Annotated in this window: 25 protein-coding genes and 1 tRNA gene; 8 read left to right on the top strand and 18 right to left on the bottom strand. The window is 45.4% G+C overall.

Going from position 1 to position 22,097, the window contains the following annotated elements; genetic code table 11:
• The first annotated feature begins 63 nt into the window (after positions 1-63).
• A tRNA-Ser gene (locus QXE01_05740) sits at positions 64-150 on the top strand.
• 642 nt (positions 151-792) lie between these two features.
• On the opposite strand, the gene QXE01_05735 is transcribed toward QXE01_05740, so the two are convergent.
• The 4 genes from QXE01_05735 to QXE01_05720 form a co-directional block, all read right to left on the bottom strand.
• Positions 793-1,140 (bottom strand): nucleotidyltransferase domain-containing protein, encoded by a 348-nt coding sequence (locus QXE01_05735; protein ID MEM4970737.1) that lies wholly within the window; start codon positions 1,138-1,140, stop codon positions 793-795.
• Positions 1,137-1,535, bottom strand: coding sequence for a HEPN domain-containing protein (locus tag QXE01_05730; protein MEM4970736.1), 399 nt, complete (start codon positions 1,533-1,535; stop codon positions 1,137-1,139). Before QXE01_05730 ends, QXE01_05735 begins: the two co-directional genes overlap by 4 nt.
• A 139-nt stretch (positions 1,536-1,674) precedes the next feature.
• Positions 1,675-2,433, bottom strand: coding sequence for a hypothetical protein (locus tag QXE01_05725; GenBank protein MEM4970735.1), 759 nt, complete (start codon positions 2,431-2,433; stop codon positions 1,675-1,677).
• Between the two features lie 194 nt (positions 2,434-2,627).
• Positions 2,628-2,921, bottom strand: coding sequence for a hypothetical protein (locus tag QXE01_05720; protein MEM4970734.1), 294 nt, complete (start codon positions 2,919-2,921; stop codon positions 2,628-2,630).
• 283 nt (positions 2,922-3,204) lie between these two features.
• Between QXE01_05720 and QXE01_05715 the strand changes: the two genes are divergently transcribed.
• Complete coding sequence (locus tag QXE01_05715) at positions 3,205-3,819, top strand: HAD hydrolase-like protein (GenBank protein MEM4970733.1); 615 nt, start codon at positions 3,205-3,207, stop codon at positions 3,817-3,819.
• A gap of 64 nt (positions 3,820-3,883) precedes the next feature.
• Here the strand turns inward: QXE01_05715 and speD are convergent, their stop codons facing one another.
• Entirely contained in the window at positions 3,884-4,312 is a 429-nt protein-coding gene (gene speD / locus QXE01_05710) for an adenosylmethionine decarboxylase (GenBank protein MEM4970732.1), read from the bottom strand.
• 547 nt (positions 4,313-4,859) lie between these two features.
• On the opposite strand from speD, the gene QXE01_05705 reads away from it, so the two are divergent.
• Both QXE01_05705 and QXE01_05700 read left to right on the top strand, forming a co-directional pair.
• Positions 4,860-6,302, top strand: coding sequence for a M28 family peptidase (locus QXE01_05705; GenBank protein MEM4970731.1), 1,443 nt, complete (start codon positions 4,860-4,862; stop codon positions 6,300-6,302).
• 142 nt (positions 6,303-6,444) lie between these two features.
• Positions 6,445-7,422: an LD-carboxypeptidase gene (locus tag QXE01_05700; GenBank protein MEM4970730.1), complete on the top strand. Its 978-nt coding sequence runs from the start codon at positions 6,445-6,447 to the stop codon at positions 7,420-7,422.
• Between the two features lie 28 nt (positions 7,423-7,450).
• Here QXE01_05700 and hisI read toward each other — a convergent pair whose 3' ends face one another.
• The 10 genes from hisI to QXE01_05650 all read right to left on the bottom strand — a co-directional run bounded on the left by hisI (position 7,451) and on the right by QXE01_05650 (position 14,843).
• Positions 7,451-7,813, bottom strand: coding sequence for a phosphoribosyl-AMP cyclohydrolase (gene hisI / locus QXE01_05695; GenBank protein ID MEM4970729.1), 363 nt, complete (start codon positions 7,811-7,813; stop codon positions 7,451-7,453).
• Positions 7,814-8,566, bottom strand: coding sequence for an imidazole glycerol phosphate synthase subunit HisF (hisF, locus tag QXE01_05690; protein MEM4970728.1), 753 nt, complete (start codon positions 8,564-8,566; stop codon positions 7,814-7,816).
• Position 8,567: 1 nt separating this feature from the next.
• A complete protein-coding gene (locus tag QXE01_05685) occupies positions 8,568-9,290 on the bottom strand; it encodes a HisA/HisF-related TIM barrel protein (GenBank protein ID MEM4970727.1) in 723 nt (240 codons plus the stop codon).
• A gap of 2 nt (positions 9,291-9,292) precedes the next feature.
• On the bottom strand, positions 9,293-9,901 hold the full coding sequence (gene hisH, locus QXE01_05680) for an imidazole glycerol phosphate synthase subunit HisH (protein MEM4970726.1): 609 nt from the start codon (positions 9,899-9,901) through the stop codon (positions 9,293-9,295).
• Positions 9,901-10,476: an imidazoleglycerol-phosphate dehydratase gene (hisB, locus tag QXE01_05675; protein MEM4970725.1), complete on the bottom strand. Its 576-nt coding sequence runs from the start codon at positions 10,474-10,476 to the stop codon at positions 9,901-9,903. The genes hisH and hisB overlap by 1 nt, the downstream gene beginning before the upstream one ends.
• The gene (locus QXE01_05670; protein ID MEM4970724.1) at positions 10,466-11,527 is read right to left on the bottom strand and encodes an aminotransferase class I/II-fold pyridoxal phosphate-dependent enzyme; all 1,062 of its coding nucleotides are present in this window, start codon (positions 11,525-11,527) and stop codon (positions 10,466-10,468) included. Before QXE01_05670 ends, hisB begins: the two co-directional genes overlap by 11 nt.
• Positions 11,527-12,813, bottom strand: coding sequence for a histidinol dehydrogenase (gene hisD / locus QXE01_05665; GenBank protein MEM4970723.1), 1,287 nt, complete (start codon positions 12,811-12,813; stop codon positions 11,527-11,529). The genes QXE01_05670 and hisD overlap by 1 nt, the downstream gene beginning before the upstream one ends.
• Before the next feature lie 2 nt (positions 12,814-12,815).
• A complete protein-coding gene (gene hisG / locus QXE01_05660) occupies positions 12,816-13,769 on the bottom strand; it encodes an ATP phosphoribosyltransferase (protein ID MEM4970722.1) in 954 nt (317 codons plus the stop codon).
• A 391-nt stretch (positions 13,770-14,160) separates the two neighbouring features.
• The gene (locus QXE01_05655; GenBank protein ID MEM4970721.1) at positions 14,161-14,673 is read right to left on the bottom strand and encodes a transcription elongation factor Spt5; all 513 of its coding nucleotides are present in this window, start codon (positions 14,671-14,673) and stop codon (positions 14,161-14,163) included.
• On the bottom strand, positions 14,673-14,843 hold the full coding sequence (locus QXE01_05650; protein MEM4970720.1) for a hypothetical protein: 171 nt from the start codon (positions 14,841-14,843) through the stop codon (positions 14,673-14,675). The genes QXE01_05655 and QXE01_05650 overlap by 1 nt, the downstream gene beginning before the upstream one ends.
• A gap of 887 nt (positions 14,844-15,730) precedes the next feature.
• Between QXE01_05650 and QXE01_05645 the strand changes: the two genes are divergently transcribed.
• Positions 15,731-16,009, top strand: coding sequence for a hypothetical protein (locus QXE01_05645; protein ID MEM4970719.1), 279 nt, complete (start codon positions 15,731-15,733; stop codon positions 16,007-16,009).
• Between the two features lie 4 nt (positions 16,010-16,013).
• Here the strand turns inward: QXE01_05645 and QXE01_05640 are convergent, their stop codons facing one another.
• On the bottom strand, positions 16,014-17,216 hold the full coding sequence (locus QXE01_05640; GenBank protein MEM4970718.1) for a thiolase family protein: 1,203 nt from the start codon (positions 17,214-17,216) through the stop codon (positions 16,014-16,016).
• A 117-nt stretch (positions 17,217-17,333) separates the two neighbouring features.
• On the opposite strand from QXE01_05640, the gene QXE01_05635 reads away from it, so the two are divergent.
• The 3 genes from QXE01_05635 to QXE01_05625 are packed head-to-tail and all read left to right on the top strand — an operon-like array spanning position 17,334 to position 19,222.
• Positions 17,334-18,014: a DUF47 family protein gene (locus tag QXE01_05635; protein MEM4970717.1), complete on the top strand. Its 681-nt coding sequence runs from the start codon at positions 17,334-17,336 to the stop codon at positions 18,012-18,014.
• A gap of 30 nt (positions 18,015-18,044) precedes the next feature.
• Positions 18,045-18,641 (top strand): tRNA-intron lyase, encoded by a 597-nt coding sequence (endA, locus tag QXE01_05630; protein ID MEM4970716.1) that lies wholly within the window; start codon positions 18,045-18,047, stop codon positions 18,639-18,641.
• A gap of 17 nt (positions 18,642-18,658) precedes the next feature.
• The gene (locus tag QXE01_05625; protein MEM4970715.1) at positions 18,659-19,222 is read left to right on the top strand and encodes a hypothetical protein; all 564 of its coding nucleotides are present in this window, start codon (positions 18,659-18,661) and stop codon (positions 19,220-19,222) included.
• Here the strand turns inward: QXE01_05625 and QXE01_05620 are convergent.
• Together QXE01_05620 and QXE01_05615 are read right to left on the bottom strand one after the other, a co-directional pair.
• Positions 19,170-19,787 carry a UbiX family flavin prenyltransferase gene (locus QXE01_05620; protein MEM4970714.1) on the bottom strand — a complete coding sequence of 206 codons (618 nt, stop codon included), beginning with the start codon at positions 19,785-19,787 and terminating at the stop codon, positions 19,170-19,172. The two genes, QXE01_05625 and QXE01_05620, sit on opposite strands and share 53 nt — an antisense overlap.
• A gap of 54 nt (positions 19,788-19,841) precedes the next feature.
• On the bottom strand, positions 19,842-22,097 hold a 2,256-nt coding region (locus QXE01_05615; GenBank protein MEM4970713.1), incomplete at its 5' end, for a valine--tRNA ligase.

The following is a 22,097-nucleotide window of genomic DNA, read 5'->3' as shown; positions in this document are numbered from 1 at the left end:
ATCAAGACAGAGTATTGAACAGATCTGAAAGTTAAAAAGCCACATGAATAATATAATAATAGAGCCGGGGTCGCCTAGCCTGGTAGGGCGCCGGCCTGCTAAGCCGGTGGGGGAAACCCCGCGCGGGTTCAAATCCCGCCCCCGGCGCCACCACAAATGCGTCCGATTCCACTATTTCACGCTCTCGCCAGACTCTATAAACAGCTATTAAAATAATTCTTTAATTCTTTTCAGATAATATTGGTGCCAAGAGCTGAGCAAGGCTGGAAAGCGGCACGATGCTATAGATGTTAACAGGATCGATGGGGATGATAAGTGGAGAATCCTTAAGCTTAAGAACTTTTAGGTATTGGTAAGGTAACCATGTGGAGCTCTTCTCGCAAGGCCTAACTCTCATTATCTCTAATGCCTTTGCTATATTTTTCAGCGTGTTTCCTAATGTTATCCCTTCCTATGGGTTCATCGATTCTTTCTTAAGCTAGGCAAAATAACCATGTTATTTTCTCTTTAAAAATACATAATAATATATAGTTTTTCATAGAAAGCTCTAGGCTTACGACATCTATGTTGGAGAGGGTATAGGGTATTGATATGTGTGAAGTAGTAGGTATTAGATATTATGGAGATCTCGTTCATCATCTGTAGATCATCAGCTATAGCTGTGACAAAAAATATAACTTATTAGCTATTAACCAGGCTTGAGACCCACATCTACATGATTTCAGCTGTGCCCTATGCTAGAGTTCTATCATTAAAAACCTGGTTTTATGATGGGGAGATCTGAGAATTCTTCTAAGCTATTCTCAATACATATCCTCTCGACCTCTCTATAAAGTATCTAGCCTCCCCTGGTTTCAGTATATGTATCTCAAATGGGTGATAATATGGCAGGCTCAGTTTATCCTCTATAGCAGCTTTCAGCCTAGCTATTTCCATGTTTTTTTCCGGAGTATATTCAGAGGCCACCAGTATATCTACATCGCTTCCACCAACACTATCACCTCTAACCACGCTTCCCACAACATAGATCTCGGCATCTGGGATAACCTCCTTGACTACTTTAGCTATTCTGGGAACCCATAATCTCCACTCACTCAACAGCTTAGCACGTCTAGCCGAGGTATCCATGAATATGCTCACCGCCTATCACCCAGGATCCTTTTAAGTAGAGAGAGCACCTCCTCCACAAGCTTTACCATGTCCTCCGCATCTTCCCTCTCATATTCCCTAATATAGTATCTAGACATTATATATGCGTCTTCAAGGGCTAGAAGCCTAGATCTATTCGCAGCAACAAAACCCTCTAGATCTTGGGATTTAAGAACCCTATTTAGCTCACCCAGTAGATGCCTAATACTATGAGTTCTAGGGTAATCGCCTACGAGCTCCAGCAACACAGCTTTTAGATAGAGTTGTAGAGACTGTTCGGCTAGGAAGCATGTTAAGTCATAGAAACCTCTATCTAGGGCGTGTTTAGCCTCTTCTAAAAACATTGAGGATCTCTTCTTAAGAATCTCCACCTCTAATCTATGCATAGGCATATCCACATAGATTACCTTTTATAAAACATTAAGCTAGCTTAAATCGGTGGATCGGTGGAGTAGCATGCTATGCTTATGCGTGCCAGGCCTTCTCTGCTAAGGTTTAAACAGATATTCTGGATCTATCTAGGTGCTAGATGTTTAACCTCGATAGCATATTCACCACGATACTGAGGATCCTCTTTTGCAGGTCTCTATAGTTCTTCTGCGTTGCTTCATCTAGTTGTTTTTCTTTCACAACGTGATCACTAACGATAAGCAGAGCGGCTGATCTAATCCCTATCAATCGGGATATGGTGTATAGCACTGATACTTCGCATTCGATGCAGGATATACCCATATCACCGAGGATCTTCATCTTCATAGGATCCTCTGTTAGTACTGATGGCGTGGTATATACAATACCTATCCTAGGCTTTAGACCAGATTCCTCGAGCTCGCTTTTTAGAATACTCAGCATATCGAAATCCGCTACAGCGGGATAGGATTTCTCTACATAATAATCGGTGAGATTCTCTCCCCTAACAGAGGCTATGGGTATTATCACATCACATAGATCAAGATCTTCTCTAAGAGCTCCACAAGCACCAAGACCAACTACGTATTTAACACCTCTATGATATGCAACACCTAATAGCTCCTCAGTATATAAGCCTCCAGCAGCAGAAGCTATTAAAGTCACCTTATGCCCGTTGATGGAGATATTAAATGTTCTTAAACCCCTACATGTGCCCGTAACCTCATTATCTATTCCGGCGAACTCCTCGAAAAGCCGGTGACCAATACCAAGACCAATAATCCAGCGATCACTCAGCAAATTAATGTCACCATCCCTAACGATGCATCTAGCAAGAAAATCAAAGATATACTTTGGAGATCTAAATATTTGCATCCTATGCACCAAAGCTATCTTTTTCAGGATGTTTTAAACCTTATCATCGTGTTTCTAACAAAAAGACTTATTCGTAGCTTTAGCGCTCATTCCAGCCTACTTAGTATGTTTAGCGCTATCCCCACTCTTAAGGCGAGGCCTTCAGCTATAATATTAATTTGATAAGCAAGTCATTATATCTCTTATTTATGGCTTTACTTAGGCGATACTGTTCTTAATACTAGTGCTATGATGATGACTATCCAGCCTATGGCTATGATTACTCCAAGGATCTTTTTGAATGCTGAGACAAGCACTAGTAGGAGATATACAGCGGTTAGCGATATTAGCAGTGTTAAAGCAGATCCATATTCCCTAGCTATATCGGGATTATCTTTTAGTATTGTTTGTTGGAGGATAGTTGTTATTATGTTAACTAGCCAGTTATAGATCGTTAGGAGCCCGTTCACAATCATATCGGCTGTGCTTCCAGCCCCAGCGCTGCTCATAACCCCACCGATACTATCTAGCTCAACCTCCTAATATGAAACAACCATATTATTATCTAGAGAGAAATATCTATTAGGCTTCTCAGCATTATTATCTATGGCGAGCTCTGTAGAGATGATGTGTGTGGCGGTCTCTGAGCAGTGATGTCTTAGGAGCTCGCTGAATCTCCTATAACACCCCTTTCAATATTATAGAGGGTGAACCTGGATAAGGGGTAATGGGGCTCTGGAGGAGGTTAGGAAGATCCTATCTAGCTCTAAGGCCCTATTCATAGATCTAGACATGACCCTTGTAGACACCTCGCAAGAGCTGGTAATAGCTATCTCCAGCGTGTGGAGCGAGTATGGATGGGATATAAGCATTGACACAGATCCTAGGGAGTTTATGAAGATATACTATAGGGAGAAGCTACCAAGACCAAGCGATCCGATGGCTAGATGGTATTTCTGGAGATCTGTTTGGATGAAATATCTAGAGAATAGAAGATATGGAAAACCCATGCCATGCTCAGACAGCCTGCTCCTAGCATCCTCTGGGAGATACGTAACAGCAATAGTAACTGGGAGGGAGGTGAAGGCCGAGATGTTTATGGAGGAGCTCCAGAGCTATGGCTTCCCCACCGAGCTTATCAGGGTATATTCAACGGGAGACCTATGGCCAGGGGCGACGAAGAGAGATCTCTATGAATATCTAGCAAATATATATGCACAACTCGGCATCTCGAGGGAGGAGGTTGTGGTTATAAGCGACTCGCCGAGGGATATAAGATTCATTAGGGAGGCTGGCTTCAAAGCTGTTGGCTATATACCCTTCAGAGATCCCGAGGTGATCTCTATGATAGAATCAGAATCTACGGGGATAGCAATTGATACACTATGCATAGACCATATATTATGATTAAAATAATAAAAACAAGTTAAAAAATAATTATGAACAAAAGCTATTAGATTTAGAGAGGGATCTACAGTTCCTGCGTTCTATTAGCATATCCAATGGAATATTTCTTGGGCTTGAGAACCTCTATTATATACTCCATAGCTCTCCAGGGATCCGAGTGATCACCGCATGTATATACATCAACAGTAGCGTAGGAGTATTCAACCCACGTATGTATAGATATGTGACTCTCAGTTATAAGCGCTATAACAGATACACCGCCTTTCCTCCCACCGAAGCTCCATGACTTAACCTCTACCAGGTGCATGTTAGCTCTTTCAGCTGCTTCAACAACTAGTTTTCTAAGCAGCTCCTCATTAGATATATACTTTGGATCTGGATCGTATAGGTTGGCATACACATGCTTCCCAATGATCCTCGAATCCTTATCCTCTAGCACTAGACTCTGTATAGACTGGGTATTTCTATTTTCTTCCCCAGAGCTATCCCCCATCTTTGACCATTTACCCTCCTTTTCCAATTTTATTAGAAATATTAGGTGGAATTTAAGCATAACGGAGAGTTTCTAGGGTTATCAAGAATATGAAGGGAAATACCGCTGCTAACCCATCCCTGATCTTTAAGATGTGATTTTCATTACATCATGACTAGGCTCTATCTAGACGGAGATCCTAGCTATTATATCTATATCTATTGAGTTTCTAGGGGGTTTGGTTTCACCAGGCTTTTAGCCCTTCGCCTCATTACCCCCTGTCTTGCCTTCCCACCCACCTAAGGGAGCTTATCTCCCTCGGGCGAATGGGAGGCTTCATAGGAGCTCCTCCTCCTTGCAACTGCTCATCGAGCTCATAGTGGGCTCCTTATAGCTAGAAGATATAGATAGAGCTTTAAATCTTTATCGTCTTCAGAGACGTTATTAATAAAGATGAATCACAGCGAAACCCAAAACAGCAGCCAAGGGCAATAGCTTTCCAACGACCTTAACACTTGCTATGGATGTTTAAATGTTGTGTTAAATTATAGAGCTGGGATGTATCTAGTTGGATGCTATAGCTGGTAGCGAGGTAGAGCTAAGGGATGTAAATGAGGTAAGGGCTGGGCTTGAGGAGCTTGGATTCGATGTGAGACTCCATAGCGTGGATGTGATCTCGTGGATCCATGGTGAATGCTATGTTAATGGTATCAAATGTGTCCCTATCCCGCCAACCATGGGAGGCGATATAGAGGGTGTTCTAACCCAGGATATAGAGAGCTGTAGCGATAAGATCCTTATCGCTTCTACAACAAGCTTTCCAGATAATATATGGAATATCTATAACATGGCCTTTGAAAGGGGTGCTAAAGCAGTTATATTCTATGACTACTATCCAAGCAGGTTTAGAAAGATAGTTGTGAGTGGTGTGTGGAGCTATGGATATAACCATAGATCTAGCCCGGGGATACCAGCTGTCCATATAAGGCTCGAAGATGGTGTAAGGCTTGCTAGGAGGATGATTGGTAAGAAGATACAGATCAGCTCAGTCGCTAGGATCAGATCCTCTAGAGGCATATCGGTGGAGGGCTTGATAGGGGGTAGAAGGCAGGGCTCTATCTTGGTTGCTGCACACCACGATAGGTGGTTTAACAGCTACAGAGATAATATGATCGCTGTGAAAACCCTCATGGAGATAGCTATCCAAATATCTAGAACAGGCAGGGCTCTACACGATATAAGGCTTGTAAGCTTCACAGCAGAGGAGTTTGGAGACCCCAACATGCCTGCCTGGTACTGGGGCTATGGATCCAGGGTATATGCTAGAGAGATAGATGCTGGGGAAATCCTACTGGCAATAATTATAGATACAGCCTTTAGAAAGCCTATAAGGGTATCAACAACATCGCCAGACCACCTCATAGCCCTTCTCGAAGGTGTTCCACTCGATACTAGGCTAGAAGGATATGGACATCCATATACAGATGCCCCATCACTCTGGAGAGTAGGGATCCCAACGATTACCCTCCACAACCTAGAAGATCTCTATCCAATATACCACACAGACCTAGACATAGAGGATCAACAGCCTGGATTCACCAAGATCCTTGGGAGAGAACTATATATAGGGCTTAAAAACCTAGAGCCCACAGAGGTTAAGGGAGAGAGGATCCTAGAGGATCTGAGGGAGAGGCTTCCCTACGAGATCTTCAGAGAGATAGAGAGAAGCCTAAACAGAGACTCGGCATATGAGCTGATTAGATGTATAAATAAACATACAATGAAACCCATATACCTTGGAAGCTATAGAGAGCTATATAAAGATACGCAGGTAGATCCATTCCCCTACTCAATAGCATATAGAGCATCCCTAGAAGGGGTTCGCGAAGAAATAAGGATCCCAGGGGAGGAGTTAGTGCTATACTCAGGCGAGGGGGAGAGGGAGTCAGGAAAAATATATGAGGCTTTAAAGGCCGCAGCCGAGGAGATCAGATTATGTATAAAAGGTTAAGGCAGGATCCATAGCATACCTAGAATTATAAAAGATCTATTCTCTAGTATGTGAGCTTGATCATAAGATCTTATATGGGAGAGTTATATAGCCTTATCTAAACTTTAAATTATTTCTACAGAACTATCTGTGGCGATATATTTTGAGGGCCAGGATAAAGCCTCCTAAGATAAAACCTGGATCTAAGATCTATCTTGTTGCACCCTCGAGCTACCCAGTATATCCAAATATGAATCTCAGCCTCGGCATAGAGATCCTTAGGAAGCAGGGTTTTAGCATCATAGCTGGGGAGAGCGTTAAATATGCTATGAGGAGATGGTATCTATCAGCCCCTGATGAGGTGAGGGCTAGGGATATTGTTGAGGGGTTTAAGAGGGATGATGTGGGAGCTATATGGTGTGTTAGAGGCGGCGCGGGCGGCCTCAGGCTATTGGATCTAATAGACTATGATGTGATCGAGAGGAATCCCAAGCCATTCATAGGTTTCAGCGATGTTACCAGCCTGCAGAACGCCCTATACTCTAGGATAGGGCTTGTAAGTATACATGGTGAGATGATAGCCACCACCCCCAAGCTAGGTGATGAGATAGGTATGAGGAGGTATCAGAAAAACCTGGAGATGGTGATAAAGATCCTCATGGGAGAGGTGCTCGAACTAGCGCCACCAGAAGAAGGGCCATTCCCAAAGACCATAAACCCTGGGAGAGCCTCTGGAGAGGTTGTCGGTGGAAACCTAATCATATTCACACTTCTACAGGGCACAAGATATGCTGTGAACACAGAGGGGAAGATATTATTTATAGAGGATATAAGGGAGGATGCGTGGAGGGTGGATAACTATCTCACAGCACTAGCCCATGGAGGCCATCTACAGAGAGCATCTGGGATCATATTCGGCGAATTCCCAGAGCCAGAGGTGAGAGCCCCAACACCGAGTCTGGAGGAGGTTATAGTGGATAGGGCTAGGAGATATGTGGCCTCGCCATCCTTCATAAACTTCCCATGCTGCCACGGGGGAGATGAGCATGGGCACCATGTATATCCACTACCCATAGGGGGTAGAGTCTCTATAGATGCTGACAATGGCGTGGTATATATGGAGGAGCCAGCTGTAGAGTAGCTAGGATCGTTATTTATATGGTGGAAACCTATTTAGGGTGGAGAGGCCTCATAGAAATCCTATAGCTTTTGAAGAAACAACTCCTATTCCCCGTATGACATACAGGCCCCGAGGGTCTTGCGATATAGATGATAGAGTCGCCATCACAGTCTATAAGTATCTCTTCAACCCTCAGAAGATTCCCCGATGTCTCGCCCTTCATCCAAAGCCTGCCTCTGGATCTGCTCCAGAAGTGTGCATAGCCAGTTTCTATTGTCTTTAAAAGGGCCTCTCGGTTAGCGTATCCAAGCATCAAGACCTCCTTTGTAATGGCATCCTGAACAATAACTGGGACAAGGCCTCCCCCCTTTTCAAAGTCTATCTCTCTTAGGAGATCTTCTATCTCCTTCATCTAGATCCTCACCTGAAATCCCTTATCAGCTAGGTATTTCTTAACATCATAGATCCTGTAGATCCCATAGTGGAAGATCGATGCTGCGAGAACCGCAGAGGCCCCGGCTATGATTGCCATAGCCATATCCTCAGGGGATCCGGCGCCACCGCTGGCTATTACTGGAACACTGACAGAGCTTGAGACCCCCCTTATTAACTCGAGATCATAGCCTGATCTAGATCCATCCGCGTCTATCGATGTGAGGAGGATCTCACCAGCACCTAGATCTACGGCCTTTGATGCCCATGAAAAGGGGTCTAGATCTGTTTCAACCCTTCCACCCCCTATATATACTTTATACCTATTCCCAACCCTCCTAGCATCTATCGCAACAACTGTTGATTGAGACCCGTATTTCGATGATATCTCCCTTATCAGCTCCGGCCTTTTAACAGCATATGTATTCACACTAACCTTGTCAGCCCCGGCTCTGAAGAGCTTCTCCGCATCTTCAATACTTCTGATGCCTCCCCCAGCCAATATTGGTATCGAGATCTCCCTAGCTATCCTCTTCAGCGCGTCGAGTGAGAACTCCCTACCCTCTGGAGATGCGCTTATATCTAGCACAGCTATTTCATCAGCACCCTCCTCCTCATATCTCCTTGCCAGCTCTACGGGGTCTCCAACAACTCGTAGATCTAGGAAGCTCCTTCCCTTCACAACAACACCTTTATCCATATCAAGGCACGGGATGATCCTTATGGTAACCATGTTAGCTATCCTCCATAGAGGCTATATCATGTGGAGAGAGGAGACCCTCATAATAAGCCTTCCCAACAACAGCCCCTCTAAACCCTTCCCTCCTAAGCACCTCAAGATCCCTCTTAGACGAAACCCCTCCGGAATAGATTATATGCCTCCTATATATATCGGGGATCATAGATAGGGCTTTGAGATCCAGACCACCCATTGTTCCATCCCTCTCAACTATTGTGACTAGAAAGAGCTTGAAGCCGGCTTCGGCATATCTTCTGAGGATATCCCTGATCCCAAGCCCTGTGCTAGCTCTCCAACCACTGTGAACAACATAGCCTCCCCTTATATCGCATGCGAGCACAACCCTCTCTCCCCCGAGCCTAAGCACATCCTCAATAGCTAGATCGCCCCTATATATTGCGGTGCCAACCACAACCCTATCAGCCCCTGTCTCTAGGGCAGACTCGAGATCTGAGACCCTCCTAATCCCCCCTGCAATTGTTACAAAGCCACCGGCTTCTTTAAGCCTTCTAGCTGTTTCGAGTGTGAGACGACTAATTGATCTACCCTCGATAGCTGCCTCGAGATCCACGATATGGATCCTTTTAACCCCAGCATCAAGTATTTCTAAACCCTTTTCAATGGGGTTTCTAGAATATATAATTATATCCCGAGGATCCCCCCTTGTTATCCTCACAACCATCCCCCCATAGATATCGAGTGCAACATGCACCTCCATCCCTACCTCCTCATATAGCTTTTAAGGGCCTCTGCAAATAGATCCCCATATCTCCCAGATCTCTCTGGATGAAACTGTGTTGCAACTATCCTATCTTTAACCAGTAGTGATGGTATCTCCAGCGGGCCATATCTCGAAATACCTATAACGGAGTCTTCGGTTGTGATAGCATAGTATGAGTGTGCATAGTAATACCACGCACCATCGAGTATAGTCCATGGAGATATCTTCCTAAGGATCTCAAGCCTTGACCAGCCAATCCTAGGGGTTCTCATGCCAGAAGATCTCGGTATTCTGATAACCCTCCCCCTGAATATCCCAAGACCCTTCCCAGGGCCCTCCTCGCTCTCCTCGAAAAGGGCTTCCATCCCAAGGCATATAGCCAATACATATCCCCCAGCCTCTAGATGCTCCTCTATCTGGCTTCTCAGCCCCGATATCCTCTCTGAGAGGGCTGAGAAGCTACCTACACCAGGTAGTACTACTAGCTCATATCTCCCCGGCCCCCCAATCTCCTTCACAATCTCTGCCCTAACCCCTAGGGTTCTCAGAATATAGTTCTCTAGATTCCCCAGATTTCCAAATCCATTATCTATAATAGCCACCCTCACTAGGCAACACCCTTAACGCTTATAGAACCTCTCCCGGATCTCGAGGCTGCCTGTGAGAGCGATACTCCGAGTGCTTTGAAACATGCCTCAGCTATGTGGTGGGGATCCTCTCCATATATCTTTAAAGCGTGGAGTGTGAAGGAGCCTGAGTAGCTTGTGCTCCTGAGGAAATGCTCTATAAGCGAGCCCTCTATATCCTCGATATATGCTCCTCTAAGGCCTAGTCTTATCTCGCTATAGGGTCTTCTAACAAGGTCTATGGCAACTGCTACTAGAGCATCATCCATAGGGATCAATGAATATCCAAACCTCCTAATACCAGCTCTATCCCCAAGCGCTATTGAAAGAGCCTCCCCAAAAGCTATCCCTGTATCCTCTATCACATGATGTGCCATATCACCCTCAGCCTCTATAGAGATCCCTATGCCGCCGTGGTGAGCAAATGTCTCTAGGAGGTGTGTGAAGAATCTATATGGCGTCCTAACCCTATAGCCCTCCCTATCTAGATTCACCTCAACATAGATCCTAACCTCTCTCGTCTCTCTCACAGACTTCCCTATCCTCTCACCCAACATTCTCGAGCACCCCAACCAATAGTTCTATGATACTGTCTTCAGGAACCGTGATCCTGAGATAGGAGTCGCCCTCCCTGAAAAGACCCCTATATAGCTTTACACATATACCCCTATCCTCTAGAGCCCTAACAACCTTCCCAGGATCTATATGTATTTTTGTGAGGACAAAATTTGTTTGTGTATCATAGACCTCTAGGTAGTCTATATCCCTCAGCCTTGCTACTAGGATCTTCCTAGCCCTTTTTACATCATCAACATATCTGAGAAGCCTATCCCTCATCCTGAGAGCCTCAACACCTGCTGCGAGTGTGAACTTGTTCATTTGAAAGGGTAGCCTCAGGATCTTAAGGGCCTTCGCAATCTCCCTATTAGCAACTATATATCCGAGTCTGAGCCCTGCTAACCCATATGCCTTAGAGAATGTTCTTATAGCTACTATGTTCTCATATGACTTTAAAAGATCATCTTGAGGATCTTCAGCAAACTCCCTATAAGCTTGGTCTAGAACAACTATCCCCTTCGAAGCCTCTGCAACGGATTTTATCACATCACGTGGAAGGAGATTCCCAGTTGGGTTGTTGGGGCTGCAGAGAAACACAAGATCGGATCTAGATGCTATTTCAATAGCTCTATCAACATCTATAGAGAAGCCATTCTCAGACAGCTCTATATATTCAACCCTATAACCCCTTAGCAGAGATCTAAGGCTATACATGGGGAAGCTAGGCTTTAGAATAGCTATCCTAGGTCTCTCTCCTAGAGAGCCTACTAGGGTGAGGAGAAGATCTATTGCCTCGTCACCACCATTTGTAATAACAATAGATTCATGATCTATTGAGAAGGTCTTTGCGATCTCCCATATAAGCTCCTCCTCTTCCCCACCAGGATATGTCCTAGGATCTATTCTAGATATGGCGTTAACCATGATCTCTCTTATAACCTCCCTTGGTATAAATAGATTCTCATTCTTATCTAAAGGATATGTACACCCCTTTTCAGAGCTATATACAAGATCTCCCTTCTCCCTGATAAAGGCTTTGATCCTATCCATCAACCCCTAACACCCCTGTAGATCGAGTCTAGATGTAGTTGGAACCCCTCCTCCATCGCTATGGGCATCACCTCACTAGCTATATCTCTCAGACCATCCCTAGAACCCCTATAAATAACCCTCCTCCTCAGAGCTACAAAGTCTAGGATCGATAGGCCTCCCCTAACCCTTGCCCATGACATTGTGGGGAGTATGTGGTTTACACCTGAGTAGTAGTCGTTTATAGCGCTAGAGACACATCCATCTATGAGGACCCCATAGCTGTTAAGCATATCTCGGAGCCCCTCTAGGTTGCTACATATCTCAACATGCTCTGCTGAGAGGGTATCTATAAATTTTGCCGCTCTCTCAACACTATCTACAATAACTATGTTGAGGAGCCTTGAAACCCTTTCAAAGGCTTTGGATCCCGTGTTAGAGGCTCTCTCAGAGGTTATTCTAGCTAGGTTGTTAGCGATCTCGCTATCAGGTGTAACCACGGCTAGAAGCACAGAATCGCCGTGTTCTGCTTGAGCGGCTAGGTGGAGAAGGATCTCCTCCTCATACCCCCTTCTATCTATATATATAATAAGCTCTGTAGGCCCTGCAAGCATATCAATACCAACAACCCTCGATACCAATGCTTTGGCGGCGGTAACATAGATCCCACCTGGCCCCACGATCTTATCCACCCTCTCGATCCTCTTGGTTCCATATGCAACAGCAGCCACACCATATGGCCCTCCAACTCTATACACACCATCGAACCCAGCTATCAGGAGAGATGCAGCCATACCGGGGGTTAGGGCTTTAGGGGGTAGCAGTGCTACAAGCCTCTTAACACCTGCTATTCTCGCTGTTACACCGCACATAAGGGCTGTTGACACATACGGTGTAAACCCTCCTGGTATATAGCATGCAACCCTCTCGATTGGTTTGAAGAAAACCTCTATATAGAGCCCCTCTCTAACCTCGATCCTCCATATGCTCGATATTATGGATAGTAGGGGGCGCTCGGCATTCTCAATCCTCTTAGAGAGTTTTTCAAGGGATTCCACGAGCCCTAGATCTGCTTTTGATGCTATATCCGAGAGCCTGGATCTATCTATGTAGATCTCCTCCGGTTTTAGATCAGCTCCATCGAGCCTCCTAGCATATTCGATCACAGCGTCATCACCTCTCCTCCTAACATCCTCTATAATTGGCTTCACAGCATCGATTGCCCCTTCTAAATCGATAGAGGATCTGATTATCCTCAATACATCCTCTATATCTAGATCACTATATACCCTATAGATCCTTGGCACAGCTAGCCCCTCCCAAGATCCTCGAGTGGTATGACTAGCTTGGGCTCATAAACGACTAGGCCCTGTGCGAGTCTCCTGAGCACCGGCATGATCTTTATAAGATCTTCTTTACCGATAACAGTGTTTATAGCTACCCACTCGGGATCTGCTAGGGGGCTTATTGTGGGGCTCTTAAGGGCTGGGAGGATCTTTAGGAGCTCTTCTAAATTGCTCCTCCTCACATTTATGAAGATATGATATCTAGATCTAGCGTCTATCACGCCTCTGAATATAGCAACTATATCTGAGATCTTCTCAGCCTTAGCTCTATCCTTGAGCGAAGATGGGTTTGCTATGAGGACCGCCTGTGACTCTAGCACAACATCTATCGCCTCTAACCCGTTACTCTCAAGTGTAGTGCCTGTCTCGGACACATCTATTATAGCATCAGCCTCCTCAGGAGGCTTAGCCTCTGTTGCTCCGAATGATAGGATTATCTGAACCATTCTATTCTCACCCCACCTCCCCCATGGGGTTATAATTAGGGGGTATGTTGAGCCATACCTCTCTCTATAGCTCCTCCTACTCGATATATATCGAGCTGATGTATTGAGATACTCAGTAGAGATCCTAAGGATCCTATCTTCATCGGCAAACCTCTTGATGAGATCCTCAGCATCTCTATACCCAGACCCCTTAGGGGTTGCAAGAACAAGCTTAACCCTGCCAATTCCGAGTTCAAGTAGTATGGGTAGCTTATCGCCTAAACCCTGCTCTAGAACCCAGTCAAGACCCGTTATACCTATATCATGGAGCCCCTCATAGACATATATAGGTATCTCCTGGGGCCTGAGGATCTTAACACATATATCGGGATCATTTATTAATGGTCTATAACTCCTCTCCCTACCTATGAGGGTATAGCCAGCCCTTTCAAGGAATTCATAAACGTGTTTCTCAAGAGATCCCTTGGGTATTGCAAGCTTAACGAGGCATGCAATAATCGATCACCTCTGATCCTCTTATATATACTCTAAATATGATCACATGAGCTATACTTATACTGTTTATACTACATTGTATTTTTAAGCTGTTTTCTCTCCACACATCCTCTGATCTAGTGAATACACATCCCCGATTCCTCGCAACGATAGTAGGGTTTTCATGCTTATAAGCATTGCGCTCTATTAACACATAGAAGATCAATTGTTAAAATGTTGAAGAAGAGCTCTCCCAATAATTATCAGCGTTAACCCCCAGCTCAACGCTTCTGGTAATAGCATTATCTGAACCAGAATCTAGTCTATCTTGATCCTAATAGCAGAGTGGATCAACCAGCATATGTAGAGATCAGATGCTTAGGATAAGCTATTGTTGTTTCACAGGCTTGACAAAGTCCGCGGGGACTGTTATATTCATTGGGAACTGAGACTCCACTATAGCCACTGATACCTCCATCCTATTTTTATCGATACTCTGTATAGTGCCTCTAAGACCTTTGAAGGGCCCTGCTACTATTTCAACCACCATCTTCTCCTTAAGCTCCTCTATCACTGGGACTGGTTTGAGCATCTTCTCGAGATCCTTGAAGCTAACGGCCCCCGCTGCCTTGCCTTTAACATGCTTTATATCTTTCACAGCCTGGTATACCATGTGTAGGCTTGGCACCTCTAGGATCACATAGCCCTTTATCCCTGGAGGAACAACTATGGCTCTCACATCTATTTTTTTACCGCCTTGGTTAGATGATTCTACAAACATCTCTATCATAAGGGCTACATTGGTTTCCTGACCTCCAGTGGTTCTTACCGCGAATAGCTGTGTTATCCCCTCCCTCCCACCAGATCCTTTCTGAGGCTCGATAGATTCCTCGGAGCCCATTATGTGCCACCGCTTAGGAGGAATATAGCTATAGATCTTATTGTGAAGGATATCGCACCTACGAGGAAGAGGCCTAGGAATATTATTCTTAGGAATAGCCTGTACTCCTCATCATCAGGTCTCCTAGCAAGCTCGAGGATCTTTCTCCATGTCTCGAGTATTGAGGACATCTCTCTCCACAATAGTATGTTCTATGGAGGGATAAAAATAAATAGAGAGACATAGATAAGGCGGGATCATGATCTATAGTTCTTTTGGACTAATGACCATTTCCAAAGCATTTATATTTTAAGCAGCCTCTTCTAAATACTCTTTAGCGCTATAACCTTAAGTTCTAAAGCTGATAAGCTTATTAGTGAAGGTAGACCCCTAAGAACTGTAGGGTCTGACGGCTCCCCGCCTTTGATTGACGGGGAGTTCTTCCCCCACTGGGGCTACCATCATCTCTCTGGAGCCCCTCACAGGGGCTGCATCATCGCTTTGGCTCAGGGCCCGCCGTCAGCTGCGGGCAGTGCGTGGCTCCTAGCCTGCTAGGCTCGCCACGCACCAACTCCAACCAAATAAGCACCACAATATTTAAAAGCTTTTTACTCCCCGCCTTAAAAGGCAAGGCTTCTAACCTTTGGTATGTGAACCTCTAGGGATTCTGGTTTCACTGGGCTTTTAGCTCTTCGCCTCATCATCCCTGTCTTGCCTTTCTACTGCCTTTCGGGAGCCTATCTCCCTCGAGCAAATACAGAGCCTTATGAGTGCGTTCTCCTCTTCACAGCTGCTCATAGAGATCATAGTAGCATCCTCAATAATTGTTCGTAAGAGAAGAGCTTATAGGTGTTGTGCTATGGATAGGAGTATTGGATAGGCACGTGGCATTTGCCATCTAATAGTCCTGAGAGGACTAAGCAGGATTGATATCGACAGTAAACAGCAGCGAAAGATAACCATGGGGGAGCTACTATTGTAGAGGGTCTGTGGATGGCGTAACGATGCTTAAGAGCACGATAGATAGGGAACGCTCTTCCTTATAGGCTTTTTATCTATAAAAAGGGTGGGTGGGTGTTTGTCACAGCTATGCGATCCGATCTATGTTGAGGTGAGGGGGAAGAAGATAGAGATCAATGAGGATGTAGTGAGGATCTTGAATAACTATGTGAAGATGGAGTATAGCCTTGAGAAGCTAGCACAGGATCTTGGGTTGGAGAGCTGGGAGGAGGCCTATGAATTTATAAAAGCCGTGCCCGCCTGGATACTCTGGATATCCCCCACGATATATAGTCTCGAGAAACAGAGGTGTAGGACAAGGGGTTCAGGTTCAGAGGCTAGGCCACAGGCTGGCTAGAACGCTATATAAGCTCTATATAGAGAGCTGTGGCTCCTCCAAGCCCGTGGCACATAGACGCTATACCCCTTCTCCCCCCTCTACGTCTAAGGGCATTTATAAGGGTTACAACTAGCCTAGTGCCTGTAGCGCCTAGTGGGTGTCCAAGAGCTATTGCGCCTCCATGTATATTTAACCTGCTCATGGGTATGCCAAGCTCTTTAACAAATATATATGTTGATACAGCGAATGCCTCATTATTCTCATAAAGATCTATCTCCCCTGGCTCTAGCTCCGCAGCCCTCAGAATCTCCCTCACAGCCGGTACAGGTGCCCAGGGGAACTCGCTTGACTCAGTGTCTACGCCTGAGTACATTTTAAGCCTAGCTATTGGTTTATACCCCCTCTCCCTAGCATAGTCCTCCCTAGCAAGGATTATAGCTGCAGCCCCATCGCTTAGCTGGGATGAGTTGCCCGCTGTATGGGGGCCTTCTGGTGTGAAAACAGGTTTCATACTCCTTAGCTTCTCCAGCGTAAGATCGTCTCTTATCCCCTCATCATGCTCTAAATAATATGTATTCCCATTCTTGCTCAGCTTGATCGGTGTTATCTCGTCTTTGAAGAACCCCGAGTCTCTCGCTTTAGAGGCTCTCATATGGCTTTCAAGCGCTATTAAATCAAGATCCTCCCTTGGAGCACCTATCCTCCTAGCATATAGATCCGCTATCTTCCCCATATGATAACCTGTGAACGGATCTGTTAACCCATCAACCAACATGGAATCATAGATACTAAGAGATCTATTGGTTAGATGGGGAACCCCCCATCTAAGGCTCTGGGGGATTAGATATGGAGAGCTGCTCATGCTCTCCATACCACCTGCGACTGCGATGTTTACAACCCCTTTCTCTAGATATAGGGCAGCTGTAGCTATAGATGCCATTCCAGATGAGCATACCATATCTACATTCAGACACTCCGTGGTAGCGGGTATACCAGCTAATATAGAGGCCTGCTTCGCAGTTAGCATCCCACCCCCAGCCCTTATAACGTTTCCCATAACAACTAATCCTATGTCCTCAACCTCAACACCTGATCTAGCTATAGCCTCTCTAATAGCTATTGAGCCTAGCTCTGGGGCTCTGAGATCTCTTAGGCTTTTGCCGAACTTCCCTATAGGTGTTCTAACAGCTGATAATATAACTATATTATCGAATCTGAGTAGCATGGCACCCCTAGATAGTATATCGCTTAGAAGCTATTAACATAAACCTCTATACATCATTGATCTGCGGATTACTTATTTACTCTCGAACATAAATATATCGGAAGCCGGGTGTAGCGATTGGCAGAGGAATATGTTAACCCCTATGATATGAGTAGACTTAGCATAGCCGAGATGAATCTCCTTGAGAAGATGAGGAGCGACTCTAGGATCCTATGGAACGAGGTGTCAGAGCTAAAAACAATGTTCCAAGAGATCCTGGTTGGTAATATACATGGTGCAAGGGGTAGGATGGAGAAGATAAGGAAGCTTAAAGAGGATCTCCAGGTAGAGGGGTTTAAAACCCTGGAATATCTTGTGAGGACTGGGTTGGGCCTTCAATTTAAAGATATATATGCTGAGGTCATCACAGGTATGATCTCTGTTGGTGAGAGTGCGGCAGATATATCATTATATCTAGATATACTCAACACAGGATCATCGGTGCCAAGCGATATATCAAAGTCTATAGAGGATCTCATATCAATGGTTGAAGGACAGACTAGGAAGCTAGAGGATCTACTTGTAAGCCTTAACTCAAATCCACAGACAGCCCCCAAAGATGCTATAGAGATCGAGAGGTTGGAGGAGCAGGCTGATGAGATATATAGAAACACAATACCATATATAGTTAAGAACCTCTCTAAATCACCCGATACGATGGTGCCTATGATGGAGATTATAGAGAGGCTTGAGGGGATATCTGATACGCTTTGGAGGCTCTCTATATATCTCAAATATGTGGCTATGCATAGGGTATAGAGCTTTATAGGATTGGGGGATCTAAGAGATATGGGCTATAAAGTGGAGCTGCAGGGTAGAGCATTTCTCAGGGGGTTTGAGAGGAGCTATGAGGCTATCGTGGTTGGTGCAAGATCCCTGGTTTTTGATCCAGAGGGTGTTGAGAAGATCTACTCAGCTGGCTTCTATGGAAAACCCTTTGGTGTGAAAAAGCCGAAGCCCGGGGTTAGATATAAGGGGCCTCTCGAACTCTCTATGCTAGAAACGCTATATCTATGTGAGAAGGGTGTTCTAAGGCTTATCATGAATGGCTCTGAAATAGGTTGTGAGGATTTCAGGAGATATGCATCTAAGATTATGGATGGCTTCGAGCCTCAATATCTAGTCTACAGAGATCTCAGGGATAGGGGGTATGTTGTGAGATCTGGGATGAAATATGGAGTAGCCTTCGCTGTATATGAGAAGGGGCCTGGATATGAGCATGCACCTTATCTAGTAGATGTTATGGAGATAGAGGAGAGCATAGATCCTATAATGATTGTGAGGACAGGCAGGCTTAGCCATAGCGTTAGAAAGACCCTGATATATGCTATCGTGGGTAAATCAGGTGATATAAGATATATAGGCTTTAAGTGGATAAAGTTTTGAGGAACGAGGCTGGATACTTGAGCCAAAGAGATAATAGGAGATATGGGGAGCATAGGGGCCAGGGAGGTCGAGGCGGTGGGGAGGGCTATAGTAGATCTGGTGATAGGCCTTATCAAAGAGATGAGAGGGGTTATAGAGACTATAGAGGGGGCTCCCAACAACCCCATCACAGGGATCAGAGGTTCGGTAGGGTTGATAGACAGGTATCTAGAGAGGTTAGCCTTAGAGAGGGAGAGCTCAAGCCAATGCCAGATGGTAAGAAGTGTAACCCGTTATGCCCGTATTTCAAATGCTCTAAAAAAGCCCTAGGGATTGTTAGGAGGGATGATGGTGGTAGGGTTAAGTTTGTTGGTTTCTGCAACTGGGTAAATGATCTCTGTATCGGGGGTGTATGCCAGTTCTCAGCCTGTGAGAAGTTCTACCTACTACCAGATGGCACATGCCTATATGCTGTGGAGCAGGGGAGGAGATCTGCTAGTGATGATATGTTCAGAGAGATAGAGGAGGAGGAGATGAGGGCTAAAAAGCTCAGAGGGCTTTTGAGCCGAAAGCTTGGCGGCAGAGGTTTTGAGCTCGAATAAGGCTTTGATCCCTAGACCATCTCCTATAGATCTCGTGCTCAACACCAAGCATATCTAGAACCTTACCAACTATAAAGTCAACCATATCCTCGATCCTAGATGGGTTTGTATAGAAGCCAGGAGATGCTGGGAGCACTATAGCCCCTGCCTCGGCCACGGCTAGCATGTTCCTAAGCTCTGTCACACCTAGAGGGGTCTCTCTGATCAGAAGTACCAGGGGTTTTCTAATTCTAAGGGCGTTAATAGCTGTCCTGGTTACAAGGTTATCCGCTATCCCAGATGCTATCTTAGCCAGTGTTGTGAGGGAGCATGGGGTTATCGCAACCCCCTTCGCCTTGACTAGATAGCTTGTAGAGCTGGGTGGAGCGTCTATCTCGTCCTCTAGATATATGTTTGACCCCATAGATCTTAGCCTATCCATGAGCTCCTCACCCGCGAGGCACTCATATTCAGAAACCTTTATAGCCTCCTTCGTGATTATCACATCAACCCTAGATCTCTTTGAGAGCTCTTCAACAACCCTTAACCCGTAGATCACACCACTAGCACCTGTTATCGCAATCACATATACCAAAGGTCTCTCCCTGTGTAAGGTGCTTGGGAGGAATTAACCGCTTCCCTATATCATTTTAACCCATATCCCTGGGGCTATCTCCTCCGCCCCATCCCCTGGCTTCCCGACCTCAATAGCTCTTACTCTGTGGAGATCTAATATCTCCTGTTCAATAGATTTTGCTATAGGGTTATCAACATATACTACTGCCTCGAGCCTCTCCGAGAGCCTCATACCCCTCTCCTTCTTATACTTCCATATAGCTGAGTCTATCTTTATGAGCATCTCTAGGGGCTCATCGCTCCAGCCCTCCCACTCCTTTGGAGGCTCTGGGTATCTCTCGAGATGTATAGATCTCCCTCTAATGCTTCTCCATAGATAGTCTGTGAAGAACGGCATGATTGGTGCTAGTGCTCTTAGAACCATATCCAGCGATCTGTGGAGGGTATACCATGCACCCCTCTGCTCCTCAACGCTATATCTCTTCCCATCATTATATGCTCTAGCTTTGACAGCCTCTATATAGTGATCTGCGAGGATATTCCATGTAAAGTCGTATATGAGGTGTATAGGCTCATAAACATCGAACTCTGAGTATGCCTTATCAGCCTGTCTAATAACGGATGCAAGCCTAGCTAGGAGAGCCCTGTCAATTGGTCTTAATGAATAGTCATCGCTCGGCTCTGGGAATCTGGTTATGAATCTAGCTATATTCCATACCTTCGTTATGAAGAGAGCACCTGTTTTTATCATGTTCTCGCTAAATCTATAGTCATAGCCGAGCCTTGCAGATCCTGCTGCCCAGAATCTAAATGCATCTGCACCATATTTCTCTATATATGGCTCTGGATCTATTACATTTCCCTTACTCTTATGCATAGCCTCGCCCTTCTCATCCAAGCCCATCCCGCTGATTCTAACCCATCTGAATGCGGGTATCCCGAGCAATAGGTAGATCCTTAGGATTGTATAGTAGAGCCATGTCCTTATAATCTCGTAGCCCTGGGGCCTTAATATATTGCCATATGCTTGGGAGAATAGTTTCTCATCCCTCATATAGCCTGAGGCGTATAGGGGCGATATGCTTGAATCAAACCATGTGTCGAAAACCCTTTTATCACCCTCGAGATATTCCCTCCCAGCCCCGCATTCTGGGCATCTATCGAATGGCGGGGGATCCTTCCACGGCCTATAGTATCTCCCCGGCTCTGGGACTAGATATGCTCCGCAAGATCTGCATCTCCATAGTGGTACCTCTGTTGCATAGTACCTCGTCTTCGATATGGGCCAGTCTATCCTGATACTCTTGATCCAGTCTATTAGCTTCTGCCTGTGGAACTCAGGTTTGAACTCTATCTTCTTAGAGATCTCTATCAGCTCATCTCTATAGTCTAGCTGTTTTAGAAAGAGCTCTCTAGAATGTATTATCTCAACCGGGGTTCCACATCTCCAGCATGTTGGTATCCTCCTACCCTCGATCCTCTCAACCCTTTCTAGGATACCCATGCTCCTCAGCTTCTCAACAATCCTCTGCCTAGCTTCCTGTATTGTTAGCCCCTTCAGATCCCCTGCAAGCTCGTTAAGCCTTCCATCTCTATCAATGATAATCCTGACCCTATCGGTTAGGCCTAGCTCCCTTATAATCCTCATATCCCTCGAGTCTCCATAGCTACATACCATCTCTATCCCAGTTCCGAAGGAGGGATCTACCTCTTTATGAGCGATCACAGGCACCTCATACCCATATATAGGAACCTTTCCCCTAGCCCCCTCCAACCCCCTATACCTAGGATCCTCTGGGTTATAGGCTAGAGCAACCATTGCGCCCAGGAGCTCTGGTCTTGTTGTTGCAATAGTAACGCTGGATCCGTTTGTCAGCTCTATCCTTATATAATATAGATCTGATGATTTCTCAACATACTCAAGCTCAGCCTCAGCAAGAGTGGTCATGCATCTAGGGCACCAATAGACAGGCCTCTCAGCCTCGTATATAAGGCCTCTCCTCCACATCTCTATAAATGTAGCCTGTGTGATCCTCCTATACTCCGGGCTATCAGTTCCATTAACCCAGTATTCGAAGGAGCATCCAAGCCTCTTCCAAATCCTAACGATCTCTGCCTCAACCGCGTCTAACCTCTCCTTACAGAGGGCTAGAAACCTCTCCCTACCCTCAGGCGTTTTCGCCATCTCATGGGGATTGATCCCTGTCTGCCTCTCAACAAGGATCTCTACTGGAAGCCCATTCCGATCAGCATACCATGGTGCTATAACCCTATACCCCTTCATCCTTAGATACCTAGCCACCATATCGATCTGGGCATA

It is taken from the genome of Sulfolobales archaeon, assembly GCA_038897115.1.
Lineage (GTDB): Archaea > Thermoproteota > Thermoprotei_A > Sulfolobales > AG1 > AG1.
The sequence above is the reverse complement of the archived record's forward strand: the minus strand, read 5'-3'. Positions and strand labels throughout refer to the sequence as shown.

Bases quoted from the DNA above. Each gene is read 5' to 3' on its own strand.
- QXE01_05730 (MEM4970736.1), bottom strand. From the start codon at position 1,535: ATGCATAGATTAGAGGTGGAGATTCTTAAGAAGAGATCCTCAATGTTT.
- QXE01_05725 (MEM4970735.1), bottom strand. From the start codon at position 2,433: ATGCAAATATTTAGATCTCCAAAGTATATCTTTGATTTTCTTGCTAGA.
- QXE01_05720 (MEM4970734.1), bottom strand. From the start codon at position 2,921: ATGAGCAGCGCTGGGGCTGGAAGCACAGCCGATATGATTGTGAACGGG.
- QXE01_05715 (MEM4970733.1), top strand. From the start codon at position 3,205: ATGACCCTTGTAGACACCTCGCAAGAGCTGGTAATAGCTATCTCCAGC.
- speD (MEM4970732.1), bottom strand. From the start codon at position 4,312: ATGGGGGATAGCTCTGGGGAAGAAAATAGAAATACCCAGTCTATACAG.
- hisI (MEM4970729.1), bottom strand. From the start codon at position 7,813: ATGAAGGAGATAGAAGATCTCCTAAGAGAGATAGACTTTGAAAAGGGG.
- hisF (MEM4970728.1), bottom strand. From the start codon at position 8,566: ATGGTTACCATAAGGATCATCCCGTGCCTTGATATGGATAAAGGTGTT.
- QXE01_05685 (MEM4970727.1), bottom strand. From the start codon at position 9,290: ATGGAGGTGCATGTTGCACTCGATATCTATGGGGGGATGGTTGTGAGG.
- hisB (MEM4970725.1), bottom strand. From the start codon at position 10,476: ATGTTGGGTGAGAGGATAGGGAAGTCTGTGAGAGAGACGAGAGAGGTT.
- QXE01_05670 (MEM4970724.1), bottom strand. From the start codon at position 11,527: ATGGATAGGATCAAAGCCTTTATCAGGGAGAAGGGAGATCTTGTATAT.
- QXE01_05655 (MEM4970721.1), bottom strand. From the start codon at position 14,673: ATGGGCTCCGAGGAATCTATCGAGCCTCAGAAAGGATCTGGTGGGAGG.
- QXE01_05650 (MEM4970720.1), bottom strand. From the start codon at position 14,843: ATGTCCTCAATACTCGAGACATGGAGAAAGATCCTCGAGCTTGCTAGG.
- QXE01_05640 (MEM4970718.1), bottom strand. From the start codon at position 17,216: ATGCTACTCAGATTCGATAATATAGTTATATTATCAGCTGTTAGAACA.
- endA (MEM4970716.1), top strand. From the start codon at position 18,045: ATGGGCTATAAAGTGGAGCTGCAGGGTAGAGCATTTCTCAGGGGGTTT.